This is a genomic window from Pseudomonas cremoris (assembly GCF_014230465.1).
Genome location: NZ_JAAXCY010000004.1, coordinates 1 through 12,838, shown reverse-complemented (window position 1 = coordinate 12,838; position 12,838 = coordinate 1). Strand labels below are relative to the sequence as shown.

The window sequence follows — 12,838 nt, the reverse complement described above, 5'->3', positions numbered from 1 at the left end:
GCCGGCAGAGGGATGGGCGTTTGCCCTGATCACTGGTTGAAAAGTCCCACAGCCTATTCGGACATGCCTACAAGAGCAACGCACTAGGTTTTTTAGGCAGAAAAAGGAGCTGTATTTTCGATTGGTAAAATCACCCTTAGAGGGTAATTATTGAACTCAGGTGTCTTATGGAAAAGTACACACCTCATTACGATTTGGCCTTGGTAAAAAAAGAGGTCGTCCGCTTGGGTTACCGGGCATTCACTGCCACCGCACGGCAAGATGCCCGAGCAATGGAGCTGAGCCCTGACCAGATGCAACACGTGGTCTGCGCGCTTGAGCATCGGATGTTGTACAAATCAATGACGACCTACACAGACCACTGGGTATGGCAGGACGTCTACCTGATCAAGATCTACGGCACGGAGATTTACATCAAGGTCACTTACCGCCCGGGCGGTGGCCCTCCCGTAATCTCCTTCAAGGAGAAAACCCTATGAGAACCCAGCAATGCATGAGCTGCGGAACCCATGACGCAATGCAACATTTTGAAGGTCGCACCTTCAGGATCAACACGCGGGGAATGATCCGGGATATTCCGGACATTGCAGGTTGGGAATGCGAGGTCTGTCATGAAGTTGAGTTTGATCACGACGACGACAGTGCAGAACGCTATTGCAAGGCTTCCGATCTGCTGTTGATCGACGCGCGAAAAATCATCGCCGCTGAAATGAAGCGCATCCGCCGCAAGCTGCACCTGACACAGAAAGACGCGGTGAGGCTTTTGACCGTCCGCGGGCACAACGCATTTTCTCGCTACGAACGGGCTGAAATCTTTCCGCCGGAGCCGTTGCTCACATTGATGCGCCTGCTCGATAAGCACCCTCACCTGCTGGCGGAGATAGAGGCCCTCAATGTCGGGGAAGACCTGAACCGACTGCTCATCGCGAAAGATGCGCTATCGCCAGCAGCACAAGCCTCCTGACAAAAACCAGCGGGCAAAAATAAACCCGGCACCAGGCCGGGTTCATTTATTTACCCATCGATCAATGCAAAATCTGGCTCAAGAACAACTTGGTCCGGTCATTCTGCGGGTTGTCGAAGAAGTCGTTCGGCGCCGCCTGTTCGACGATCTCGCCCTTGTCCATGAAGATCACGCGGTTGGCCACGGTGCGCGCAAAGCCCATTTCGTGGGTTACGCACAGCATGGTCATGCCGTCTTCGGCCAGGCCGATCATGGTGTCGAGCACCTCTTTCACCATTTCCGGGTCGAGTGCCGAGGTCGGCTCGTCGAACAGCATGATTTTCGGCTTCATGCACAACGCACGGGCAATCGCCACACGCTGCTGCTGGCCGCCAGACAGCTGCCCCGGAAACTTGTGGGCCTGCTCCGGAATGCGCACGCGTTCCAGGTAATGCATGGCGATTTCTTCGGCCTTGCGCTTAGGCATCTTGCGTACCCACATCGGCGCCAGCGTGCAGTTCTGCAGGATGGTCAGGTGCGGGAACAGGTTGAAGTGCTGGAACACCATGCCGACTTCACGGCGGATCGCTTCGATCTGCTTGAGGTCGTTGGTCAGTTCCACGCCATCCACCACGATGCGGCCTTGCTGGTGTTCTTCCAGGCGGTTGAGGCAACGGATGGTGGTGGACTTGCCTGAACCCGACGGGCCGCACAGCACGATACGCTCGCCCTGCTTGACGTTGAGGTTGATGTCTTTCAACACGTGGAACTGGCCGTACCACTTGTTGACGCCCTGCATCTGGATAATGCCTTCAGGGCTCACAGGCTGTTTGATCGCTTCGCTCATAACATCAACTCCTAACGCTTGTGGCCTGTGTCGAGCTTGTGTTCCAAATGAATGGAATAGCGCGACATACCAAAACAGAAAATCCAGAACACCAGGGCCGCGAACACGTAGCCTTCGGTGGCCATGCCCAACCATTTAGGGTCGGCGGCGGCTTGCTTGACGCTGTTGAGCAGGTCGAACAGGCCGATGATGATCACCAGGCTGGTGTCCTTGAACAGCGCGATAAACGTGTTGACGATACCGGGGATCACCAGCTTCAAGGCTTGCGGCAGAATCACCAGGCCCATGCTACGCCAGTAACCCAAACCCATCGCGGCAGCCGCTTCGTACTGGCCCTTGGGAATCGCCTGTAAGCCACCACGCACCACCTCAGCCACATAGGCCGACTGGAACAGGATCACGCCGATCAAGGCGCGCAGCAATTTGTCGATGCCCATGCCTTCGGGCAGGAACAACGGCAACATCACCGAGGACATGAACAGCACGGTGATCAACGGCACGCCACGCCAGAACTCGATGAAGGTCACGCAAATGACCCGAATCGCCGGCATGTTCGAGCGCCGCCCCAGTGCCAACACAATGCCCAACGGCAAGGCGCCGGCGATACCGACGGTGGCGATCACCAGGGTCAGCATCAAGCCGCCCCATTGGCTGGTTGCCACGTTGGTCAGGCCGAAGATCCCTCCGTGCAGCAAGAAGTAGGCAATGATCGGGTACAGCACCAGAAAGCCCAGGCCGTAGACCGCCTTGCGCTGGAAGCGCGAGATGAACAACGGCGCCACGCCCACAATGGCCAGCCACACGGTCAGGTCCACGCGCCAGCGCAGGTCGCCGGGGTAGTAGCCGTACATGAACTGCCCGAAACGCTGCTGGATAAACACCCAGCAGGCGCCTTCCTTGGTGCAATCGGCGCGCGTGGTGCCAACCCAGTTGGCGTCCAGGATCGCCCAATGCAGGATCGGCGGCACCACCAGGTACACCAGGTAAAACGCGAACAACGTCAGCAGGGTGTTGAGCCAACTGGAAAACAGGTTGGCGCGCATCCATGCCACCGGGCCGAAGACTTTGCTCGGCGGCGGCATATCAGGTTTGAAAGTATGCGTACTCATGCGTGTTTCCTCACCGCTCGATCAGCGCAATGCGCTTGTTGTACCAGTTCATCAGCAGGGAAATGCTGATGCTGATCGCCAGGTACACGCTCATGGTGATGGCAATAACCTCGATGGCCTGGCCGGTCTGGTTAAGCACCGTGCCGGCAAACAGCGAAACCATTTCCGGGTAACCGATACCAGCGGCCAGCGACGAGTTTTTCGCCAGGTTCAGGTATTGGCTGGTCAGCGGCGGAATGATCACCCGCAGGGCTTGCGGGATGATGACCTTGCGCAGCGTCGGCCCAGGGCGCAGGCCCAGGGAGCGTGCGGCTTCGGTCTGGCCGTGACTGACGGACTTGATGCCCGAACGCACGATCTCGGCAATAAACGCTGCCGTGTAGACGGTAAGCGCCAGGGTCAGCGCCAGCAGCTCAGGGATCAATACCCAGCCGCCGACAAAGTTGAAGCCTTGCAGCTTCGGCATTTCCCAGTGCAGCGGTGCACCGAAGATCAAGGCGCACAACGCCGGGATCACAATGAACAGCGCAAGGCCGGTCCAGAATTTATGGAACGGGACACCGGTTGCTTCGAAGCGTTTGTTGGCCCAACGCGCCATCAGCACGATTGCCACGATGGCCACCACAATGCTGACCACAAACGGCCAGAACCCATCAGCGGCAATCGCTGCCGGCATGTTCAGGCCACGGCTGCTGACAAAGAAGGTATCGCCGAAGTTATGGCTGTTGCGCGGCCCCGGCATGGTCAGGAACACCGCGAAATACCAGAACAGGATTTGCAGCAGCGGCGGAATGTTGCGGAACACTTCCACGTACACGGTCGCCAGCTTGTTGATCATCCAGTTAGGCGACAAACGGGCCACGCCGATGATGAAACCCAGCAGGGTCGCCAGGATCACGCCAATCACGGTGACCAGCAAGGTGTTGAGCAGGCCGATCACAAAGACGCGGGCATAGCTGTCCGACTCGGTGTAATCGATCAAATGCTGCGCGATGCCGAAGCCGGCACTGCGTTCAAGAAAGTCGAAACCCGAGGTAATGCCCCGGTGTTGAAGGTTGGTCTGGGTATTGTCGAAGAGGTACCAGCCCAGCGAGACCACCGCCACAATCGTGATGATCTGGAAGAGCCACGCACGCACTTTGGGATCGCTGAAGCTGAGCTTCTGCTTTGGTGCGCCGATTTGATTTTGCATGAAGTGCCCCGGAAAGAATGGAACAGAACATCACCCGGCGGTTGGCCCACCGGGTGACAGAACCATCAGCGATCAGCGCACAGGTGGTGCGTATTGAATGCCGCCGTTGTTCCACAGCGCGTTCAGGCCACGGTCGATTTCCAGCGGGGTGCTCTTGCCCAGGTTGCGCTCGAACATTTCACCGTAGTTACCGACTTGCTTGACGATCTGTACGACCCAGTCTTTCTTCACTTTCAGGTCTTTGCCGTATTCGCCATCAGCACCCAGCAGACGGGCGACGTCCGGGTTCTTGGTGGACTTGGCTTCAGCTTCTACGTTCTTCGACGTGATACCGGCTTCTTCAGCGTTGAGCATGGCGTAGCCCACCCAGCGCACGATGGCCAGCCACTCGTCGTCGCCGTTACGCACGACCGGGCCCAGGGGCTCCTTGGAAATGGTTTCCGGCAGAACCACGTAGTCCTTCGGCGAGGCCAGCTTGCTGCGCTGGGCGAACAGTTGGGACTTGTCGGAGGTCAGCACGTCGCAACGACCGGACTCCAGCGACTTGGCGCTTTCGTCGGAGGTGTCGAAGGTGATCGGGGTGTACTTGAGGTTGTTGGCGCGGAAGTAGTCGGAAACGTTCAGCTCGGTAGTGGTACCAGCCTGGATGCAGATGGTTGCACCGTCCAGTTCCTTGGCACTTTTCACGCCCAGCTTGTTGTTTACCAGGAAGCCAATACCGTCATAGTAGGTAATGAAGCCTGGGAATTTCAGGCCCATGCCGGCGTCGCGGGAGCTGGTCATGGTGGTGTTACGGGACAGGATGTCGACTTCGCCCGATTGAAGCGCGGTGAAACGCTCCTTGGCGTTCAACTGGCTGAATTTGACCTTGGTTGCGTCGCCGAAAACGGCAGCAGCTACAGCGCGGCACACGTCAGCGTCGATCCCCAGGATCTTGCCGCTGGCATCCGGTACCGAGAAACCCGGCAGGCCGTCACTCACGCCACATTGCACAAAGCCTTTCTTCTGCACGGCATCCAGGGTGGCGCCGGCTTGGGCGAAACCGCTGACACCCAGTACAGCCGCCGCAGTCACGATGGCCAGGGTGGATTTCAATACCTTCATTCAAACCTCCAGTTGCTCTTGTTGTGTCGGAGCTCGAACCTCAGCGCACCCTTATGAGGCGATATCGACCCGTGTTGGCTTTTTTTAGGGTCAAGCAGCATGAGGCTTTCGCAGTAATTCCAGCTGCTATCCCATAAGCGGCAGTCACTGATAGTGTTACCGTCCCAAGCGATAGTTCTGACATCGTTCAACACATAGCAAGGCCCGTACCAGAGTGATGGCTGAGTCGTTTCAGCCCATGGTCAATAGGAAAAGATTCAACCTTGCGACATTCTCTTAACAGATCAACCCGTCGCGCACCGTTCCGTCGCACTGAATCGGAGCGCCCGCACATTTATGGAGCAGACATGACCGACCCCTTGATTCTTCAGCCCGCCAAGCCCGCAGACGCCTGCGTAATCTGGTTGCATGGCCTGGGTGCCGATCGCTACGACTTCCTGCCGGTGGCCGAAGCCCTGCAAGAAAGCTTGCTGACCACCCGCTTTGTTTTGCCCCAGGCGCCGACTCGTCCGGTGACCATTAACGGCGGCTACGAGATGCCCAGTTGGTACGACATCAAGGCCATGAGTCCGGCCCGTTCGATCAGCCTGGAGGAGCTGGAAGTTTCGGCGAAGATGGTCACGGATTTGATCGAAGCGCAGAAGAGAACCGGAATAGACGCTTCGCGAATTTTCCTCGCAGGTTTCTCCCAAGGTGGAGCCGTGGTTTTCCACACCGCGTATCTGAATTGGGAAGGTCCGTTGGGTGGCGTGATCGCCCTCTCCACGTATGCGCCCACCTTTGGTGACGAGCTGGAATTGTCCGCCAGCCAGCAACGCATTCCGGCCCTATGCCTGCACGGCCAGTACGACGATGTGGTGCAGAACGCCATGGGCCGCAGCGCCTACGAGCACTTGAAGACCCGTGGTGTCACCGTGACATGGCAGGAATACCCAATGGGCCACGAAGTGTTACCCGAGGAGATCCGCGATATCGGCACTTGGTTGACCGCACGCCTGGGCTGAGACCCTGCATTAATGTAGCCGTATGACAGACACACTACGCCGCGCCCGATTCTTGCATTACACTGGCCGGCGTACATTCCTTAACCAATTAATGAGATCACCGTGCTCGAAGCACTCAAGAAGATGTTCGGCAAAAGCGAGGCCGAGCCGCTCGCGCCTGTTCCCGCTGCTCCTGCCCCGACTGCCGGCAGCCGCAATGACGGTAAACAGCCCGACCGGACTGCGCCTGTCGCCCAGCCCAAAACGCCTACGGTGACACCGCCTGAACCGGTAAAAGACGCCGCACCGGCTCCCAAGCCTCGCCGTGAGCGCGCGCCAAAGCCGCCCGTGATCCCATGGAAACTCGAAGACTTCGTCGTCGAGCCCCAGGAAGGCAAGACCCGCTTCCACGACTTCAAACTGGCTCCGGAACTGATGCACGCCATCCAGGACCTGGGCTTCCCGTACTGCACGCCGATCCAGGCGCAGGTGCTGGGCTTCACCCTGGCGGGCAAAGACGCCATCGGTCGCGCCCAGACCGGTACTGGCAAGACCGCTGCGTTCCTGATCTCGATCATCACCCAGTTGCTGCAGACGCCGCCGCCTAAAGAACGCTACATGGGCGAGCCGCGCGCGCTGATCATCGCCCCGACCCGTGAGCTGGTGGTGCAGATCGCCAAGGACGCCGCCGACCTGACCAAGTACACCGGCCTCAACGTCATGACGTTTGTCGGTGGCATGGATTTCGACAAGCAACTCAAGCACCTCGAAGCCCGTCACTGCGACATCCTGGTGGCCACACCAGGTCGCCTGCTGGACTTCAACCAGCGCGGCGACGTGCACCTGGACATGGTCGAAGTGATGGTGCTGGACGAAGCCGACCGCATGCTCGACATGGGCTTTATCCCGCAAGTGCGCCAGATCATTCGCCAGACCCCACCGAAATCCGAACGCCAGACCCTGCTGTTCTCCGCCACCTTCACTGAAGACGTGATGAACCTCGCCAAGCAGTGGACCACCGACCCGTCCATCGTTGAGATCGAAGCGGAAAACGTCGCCAGCGAAAACGTCGAGCAGCACATATACGCCGTGGCTGGTGCCGACAAGTACAAGCTGCTCTACAACCTGGTCAACGACAACGGTTGGGAGCGCGTGATGGTGTTCGCCAACCGCAAGGACGAAGTGCGCCGCATCGAAGAGCGCCTAGTGCGCGATGGCGTGAACGCTGCGCAACTGTCCGGTGATGTGCCGCAACACAAGCGCATCAAGACGCTGGAAGGCTTCCGCGAAGGCAAGATTCGCGTGTTGGTGGCCACTGACGTTGCGGGCCGTGGCATTCACATTGACGGCATCAGCCATGTGATCAACTTCACCCTGCCGGAAGTGCCGGACGACTATGTACACCGCATTGGTCGTACAGGGCGTGCCGGGGCTGCGGGTGTGTCGATCAGCTTTGCCGGGGAAGATGATTCGTATCAGTTACCGTCGATCGAGGCGCTGCTGGGTCGCAAGATCAGCTGCGAAACGCCACCGACGCACCTGTTGCGCCCTGTAGAGCGCAAACGCCCGTAAAACTGAAATGCGATTAAAACTGTGGGAGCGGGCTTGCTCGCGAATGCGGAGTGTCAGTTGATACATTCATCACTGATACACCGCATTCGCGAGCAAGCCCGCTCCCACATTTGGTTTTGTGCTTGGCCTAAGACTTCCAGCGATCCGCGGCGGCGTGGTCGCTGCTACGCCCTTCCACCCAACGCGGCCCCTCACTGGTGTTCTCTTTCTTCCAGAACGGCGCGCGCGTCTTCAGGTAATCCATCACAAACGCACAGGCATCAAATGCGGCCTGGCGATGAGCACTGGCGGCCCCGACAAACACAATCGGCTCTCCCGGCTCCAGCGCACCGATACGATGTAGCACTTCCAGCTTAAGCAGCGGCCAGCGTTGTTCAGCTTCGACGACAATCTTAGCCAGGGCCTTTTCGGTCATGCCGGGGTAATGCTCCAGGAACATCCCCGCCACATCCAGGCCGTCGTTGAAGTCGCGCACGTAGCCAACAAAACTGACCACCGCCCCCACGCCTACGTTGGCCGCGTGCATCGCGTTGACCTCGGCACCCGGATCAAACGCCTGGGCCTGCACCCGAATGGCCATGTTCAGCCCCCGGTCACGGGTGGGAAGAACGCGACTTCATCACCGGCTTGCAACGGTTCATCGAGGTTGCACAGCTCCTGGTTGCGCGCGCACATCAGACTGGTTTCGTTGAGCACTTCAAACCCCGGGTCGGCTGCCAAGGTCTTGCGCAGGTCGTCAACCGTGGCGAAGTCGCCTTCGACCTCCAGAGAGTCCCAGCCCACCGCCTCGCTGTAACGCGCAAAAAACAATACGTTGATGCTCATGCCTGCTCCGCCTTGAAATGCCCGCTTTTACCGCCAAGCTTTTCCAGCAGGCGAATACTTTCAATGGTCATGCCGCGATCCACCGCCTTGCACATGTCGTAGATCGTCAGGGCCGCGACGCTGGCGGCGGTGAGGGCTTCCATCTCCACGCCGGTCTGCCCGGAGAGCTTGCAGCGCGCCAGGATGTGCACGGCGTCCACACCGTCTGCGCTGAGCTCGACCTTGACGCCAGTGAGCATCAGCGGGTGGCACAGGGGAATAAGGTCACTGGTTTTCTTGGCAGCCTGGATCCCGGCAATGCGGGCCACGGCAAATACGTCGCCCTTGGGATGGGCGCCGTCGACAATCATTTGCAGGGTCTCGGGCAGCATGCGCACGCGCGCTTCGGCCACGGCTTCACGGAACGTCACGGCTTTGTCGGTGACGTCGACCATGTGGGCGCGACCTTGGGAATCGAGATGAGTCAGCACGGGGTTACTCCTGATCAGGAGCACCGATTGTAAACCCAACACACAATAAATGTGGGAGCTGGCTCGTGTGGGAGCTGGCTTGCCTGCGATGCAGGCACCGCGGTGTATCAGCTACACCGCGGTGATGCTATCGCAGGCAAGCCAGCTCCCACAAAAAGCCAGCTCCCTACCGACCGCGTTTACAGATGGGATTCGGCGTATTCAGCCAGAATCGAACGTGGAACCCCTTGCAGCGCAATGTGCACGCCGTTCGGGAAGTCTTTGAAGCGTTCCGTCAGGTAGGTGAGCCCGGAGCTGGTCGCGGATAGGTAAGGGGTGTCGATCTGTGCCAGGTTGCCCAGGCACACCACTTTGGAACCGGCGCCGGCACGGGTGATGATGGTTTTCATCTGGTGCGGCGTGAGGTTCTGGCATTCATCGATCAAAATCAGGCTCTGCTGGAAGCTGCGACCCCGGATGTAGTTGAGGGATTTGAACTGCAACGGCACTTTGCTGAGGATGTAGTCGACGCTGCCATGGGTGTTTTCGTCATCCATGTGCAAGGCTTCGAGGTTGTCGGTGATCGCCCCCAGCCACGGCTCCATTTTTTCCGCCTCGGTGCCGGGCAGGAAACCGATTTCCTGGTCCAGGCCCTGCACGCTGCGGGTGGCGATGATGCGGCGATAGCGCTTGGTCACCATGGTCTGCTCGATGGCGGCGGCCAGGGCGAGAATGGTTTTACCGGAACCGGCTGCGCCCGTCAGGTTGACCAAGTGAATGTCCGGATCAAGCAGCGCATACAGCGCCAGGCTCTGGTAGATGTCACGCGGTTTCAGGCCCCAGGCTTCCTGGTGCAACAGGGGTTCCTGATGCAGGTCGAGAATCAGCAGCTTGTCGACCTGGATCTCTTTGATCCAGCCCACGAAGCCCTGTTCGTCGACGATAAACTCATTGATATGCACGGCCGGCAGGTTTTCGATCAGCTGCACCTGGTGCCAGGTACGGCCATGGTCCTGACGGGTTTCGACCTTGCTGACGCGGTCCCAGAACGAGCCGGTAATCATGTGATAACCACGGGACAGCATCGACACGTCGTCGACCAGTTGGTCGGTGCTGTAGTCCTCGGCCGCGATCCCACACGCACGGGCCTTGAGGCGCATGTTGATGTCTTTGGTCACCAGCACCAGGCGCAGGTCCTTGTCGCGCGCGTGCAGGTCGATCAATTGGTTGATGATTTTGTTGTCGTTGAGGTTTTCCGGCAGCAGGCTGTTGGGCTCGCTGCGTTTGCTCATCAGGATCGACAGCAAGCCCTTGGGCCCGCTTTTACCACGCTGGATCGGCACGCCGAGTTCGACATCTTCCGGCGACGCTTCGCCCAGCGTCTTGTCGATCAGGCGGATGGCCTGGCGACATTCGGCGGCAACGCTGTGGTGCCCGCTTTTAAGCTTATCGAGCTCCTCCAGCACGATCATCGGGATGGCGACGTGGTGTTCTTCGAAGTTGAGCAGAGCGTTTGGATCGTGAATCAGTACGTTGGTATCAAGCACATAAAGGATTGGCTGGTCGGAAGAAGGGGTGCGTCCATGATCATCCATACTCGGTCACCTTTTGTGGGAGCCAGTCGACGCAATACCACGACAGTGCTGCGCCTCGATTCGACCACCGAATGCACCTGAGGGACGTCAAGTGCATGCCCACATGAGGAGTCTTGGAAGACGCCACCTGTGTTGCAGGTTTCGGCGATCTGACTTCGTAATACCGCAAAACATGTGACAGGAAAAAGCACTTTGACGCTTTTTTGAAGTTTATTTTTCAGGATGACGAATAGCACTAGCCGAGTGCCAGCCACCCCGTTAAAGTCGGAAGTCCGCCTGCATCGATTTGTCGCATAACCCCCCCCAAAAAAGTCCTCAGCCCCAACAGGGCCGGGCACTTCGTCTTTTTAACGAAAGGCTTCCCGGCAGTCCTGCCAACCCAACCCACTTTGCGCCGTTGACTGCAACAACATGGGCAAAGCAACCCGCGCCTTGTCCTGGGTGTCGTGAAACACAATCACCCCTTTGCGCCACAGCATCATCAGCGTCAGTACCCGCTGCGCCGACTCATCAGCCTTGAGTTTGCCCGGATCATCCTGCGAGTCGATGTCCCACAACGCCACCTGCAGGCCTTGGCCCTGGAAAAACCCTTGGCTGTCTGCACGACGCTGCCCGTAAGGCGGACGGAATAGCGGTACGTAGTTTTCCGGCATCAGGTTCTGCGCCAACGAAGCCGTACGGGTGATAGAGCTTTGCCACTCCACCCAATGGCTATGGGAACGGTATTGCCAGCCCTGAGTGCCGACGCACTGGCCTTGGTACAGCGCCTGCACATCGCTGGCTGAGCTGCGCTCAATTCGGTTTTGCAGGCTGCTGCCGAGGATGAAGAACGTGGCGTTCATCTTCTGCTTGCGCAGGTAGTCGGCAAGCCAGTCGGTATTGCCGCTGACGGGTGCCGGGCCGCCATCAAAGGTCAGCAGGAACATTCGGTCGTTGAATTCATCGCCATTGCGCTCATGGTCGCCAAAACGCGCAATTTCGCTGCTGATCTGCGGAAACAGCGCGGCTTTGCGCAGCAGTTCGTCCAGATAGCGCTCGTGGAAGGCGTGACTGGGGCCGGCCCAGCCTATATAGAAGGAGTTTTCACTGACCTCAAACTTGCCGGCTTGCTCGCGCAGGTCGTCCATGTTTTCCACCAGGTAGCAGAACGACGCGTCTTCCTCGCAGCTCTGCTGGGCGAAGGTGTAGTTCTCCAACAGGCGCTGCCAGAGTTGGCGACGCAGGTCGTCGATGGACGCCTGGTTGATGATCTTCAAGCCCAGGCGCTGCTTGAGCGCCGTTTCATCCTGAGATTCGCTGGCCAACAGGCTGTGGGCAAACATCAGGATCTCCGCACGCGAGGCCACATCGAACAGCGCCGGGCTGCTGAGCTTTTCAGGCCATGTACCGCGGTCCAGGCTGGCCACATCCGCCGGCGCAGCCTGGGCATTCAGGCATAGCAGGAATGCCGACAATAAAAGCGCTATTCGCACGCAAGGTCTTCCTCTCCAGAGTCGTCGGCCACTATAGCCGATCACATTGGCCAGCATGGAAATAGGCTAGGTCCGACTTGAGCGCCCTTCTTCTGGAAAAACACAGAAACGTCCGACATCCAATGCACCCACACGGGTAAGAGACCTCTGGATTCCCTCCAAGCTATTGAAGGGCTTGCTTAGCGCTTCCTAAGATCGCGTCCCCCACATGGATGGACCGCGCTAGCCGCGTCGAGAGAAGAGGAAGCCCCATGCCCCGTCAAAGCGACCTGCGTTACACCTTCAAACCGCTACGGGGCGATCCCTTCGAAGTGGTTTCGTTCACCCTGGAAGAGGGCCTATCCCAGCCATTCAAACTTGAACTGGAACTGGTCAGCCATCACCCGGCGATCGACTTCTACCGCATGCTCGACCTGGCGGCAGTGTTCACCATCTGGCGCGATGACACCCCGGTACGCTACGTCCACGGTCTGGTCAGCCTGTTCCAGCAAGGTGACACCGGCTTTCGCCGCACCCGCTACACCGCCATAGTTGAACCGACCCTGAAACGTTTCGACCTGCGCTCCAACTGGCGCATCTTCCAGGGCCAAACCGTGCCCGACATCATCACCAGCATGCTCGCCGAGCAAAAGCTGACCGACATCCGCAGCGAGATCTGCTTCGAGCACCAACCCCGCGAATACTGCGTACAGGCCGGCGAAACCGACCTCGACTTCATCGCCCGCCTCGCCGCCGAAGAAGGCCTGC

14 protein-coding genes are annotated in these 12,838 nt (G+C 58.7%); 5 read left to right on the top strand and 9 right to left on the bottom strand.

The annotated features are described in order from the left end of the window. Nucleotides 1-167 precede the first annotated feature (167 nt). Together HF257_RS09970 and HF257_RS09965 are read left to right on the top strand one after the other, a co-directional pair. Complete coding sequence (locus HF257_RS09970; RefSeq protein ID WP_185707814.1) at nucleotides 168-479, top strand: type II toxin-antitoxin system MqsR family toxin; 312 nt, start codon at nucleotides 168-170, stop codon at nucleotides 477-479. Then, complete coding sequence (locus HF257_RS09965) at nucleotides 476-964, top strand: type II toxin-antitoxin system MqsA family antitoxin (RefSeq protein ID WP_185707816.1); 489 nt, start codon at nucleotides 476-478, stop codon at nucleotides 962-964. The genes HF257_RS09970 and HF257_RS09965 overlap by 4 nt, the downstream gene beginning before the upstream one ends. 61 nt (nucleotides 965-1,025) lie before the next feature. Here HF257_RS09965 and HF257_RS09960 read toward each other — a convergent pair whose 3' ends face one another. The 4 genes from HF257_RS09960 to HF257_RS09945 all read right to left on the bottom strand — a co-directional run bounded on the left by HF257_RS09960 (nucleotide 1,026) and on the right by HF257_RS09945 (nucleotide 5,195). Further along, on the bottom strand, nucleotides 1,026-1,790 hold the full coding sequence (locus HF257_RS09960) for an amino acid ABC transporter ATP-binding protein (protein ID WP_003171943.1): 765 nt from the start codon (nucleotides 1,788-1,790) through the stop codon (nucleotides 1,026-1,028). Nucleotides 1,791-1,801: 11 nt separating this feature from the next. Further along, nucleotides 1,802-2,899 (bottom strand): amino acid ABC transporter permease, encoded by a 1,098-nt coding sequence (locus tag HF257_RS09955; RefSeq protein ID WP_185707818.1) that lies wholly within the window; start codon nucleotides 2,897-2,899, stop codon nucleotides 1,802-1,804. Nucleotides 2,900-2,909: 10 nt separating this feature from the next. After that, nucleotides 2,910-4,091, bottom strand: coding sequence for an amino acid ABC transporter permease (locus HF257_RS09950; protein ID WP_185707820.1), 1,182 nt, complete (start codon nucleotides 4,089-4,091; stop codon nucleotides 2,910-2,912). A 72-nt stretch (nucleotides 4,092-4,163) separates the two neighbouring features. Beyond that, nucleotides 4,164-5,195: an amino acid ABC transporter substrate-binding protein gene (locus tag HF257_RS09945; RefSeq protein WP_185707822.1), complete on the bottom strand. Its 1,032-nt coding sequence runs from the start codon at nucleotides 5,193-5,195 to the stop codon at nucleotides 4,164-4,166. Nucleotides 5,196-5,542: 347 nt separating this feature from the next. Between HF257_RS09945 and HF257_RS09940 the strand changes: the two genes are divergently transcribed. Together HF257_RS09940 and rhlB are read left to right on the top strand one after the other, a co-directional pair. Next, nucleotides 5,543-6,199, top strand: coding sequence for an alpha/beta hydrolase (locus HF257_RS09940; RefSeq protein WP_185707824.1), 657 nt, complete (start codon nucleotides 5,543-5,545; stop codon nucleotides 6,197-6,199). Nucleotides 6,200-6,301: 102 nt separating this feature from the next. Next, nucleotides 6,302-7,750, top strand: a complete 1,449-nt coding sequence (rhlB, locus tag HF257_RS09935) for an ATP-dependent RNA helicase RhlB (RefSeq protein WP_185707826.1) — start codon at nucleotides 6,302-6,304, stop codon at nucleotides 7,748-7,750. A 127-nt stretch (nucleotides 7,751-7,877) separates the two neighbouring features. Here the strand turns inward: rhlB and moaE are convergent, their stop codons facing one another. From moaE to HF257_RS09910, 5 genes are all read right to left on the bottom strand, one after another. Next, nucleotides 7,878-8,330, bottom strand: coding sequence for a molybdopterin synthase catalytic subunit MoaE (moaE, locus tag HF257_RS09930; protein WP_185707828.1), 453 nt, complete (start codon nucleotides 8,328-8,330; stop codon nucleotides 7,878-7,880). A gap of 2 nt (nucleotides 8,331-8,332) precedes the next feature. Then, entirely contained in the window at nucleotides 8,333-8,575 is a 243-nt protein-coding gene (gene moaD / locus HF257_RS09925; protein WP_185707830.1) for a molybdopterin converting factor subunit 1, read from the bottom strand. Next, nucleotides 8,572-9,045 carry a cyclic pyranopterin monophosphate synthase MoaC gene (moaC, locus tag HF257_RS09920; RefSeq protein ID WP_185707831.1) on the bottom strand — a complete coding sequence of 158 codons (474 nt, stop codon included), beginning with the start codon at nucleotides 9,043-9,045 and terminating at the stop codon, nucleotides 8,572-8,574. Before moaC ends, moaD begins: the two co-directional genes overlap by 4 nt. A gap of 179 nt (nucleotides 9,046-9,224) precedes the next feature. Further along, complete coding sequence (locus HF257_RS09915; protein WP_185707832.1) at nucleotides 9,225-10,619, bottom strand: PhoH family protein; 1,395 nt, start codon at nucleotides 10,617-10,619, stop codon at nucleotides 9,225-9,227. Between the two features lie 347 nt (nucleotides 10,620-10,966). Next, nucleotides 10,967-12,091 (bottom strand): polysaccharide deacetylase family protein, encoded by a 1,125-nt coding sequence (locus tag HF257_RS09910; protein ID WP_185707833.1) that lies wholly within the window; start codon nucleotides 12,089-12,091, stop codon nucleotides 10,967-10,969. Between the two features lie 251 nt (nucleotides 12,092-12,342). Between HF257_RS09910 and HF257_RS09905 the strand changes: the two genes are divergently transcribed. Further along, a partial coding sequence (locus HF257_RS09905) for a contractile injection system protein, VgrG/Pvc8 family (protein ID WP_269835760.1) occupies nucleotides 12,343-12,838 on the top strand: 496 nt, incomplete at its 3' end.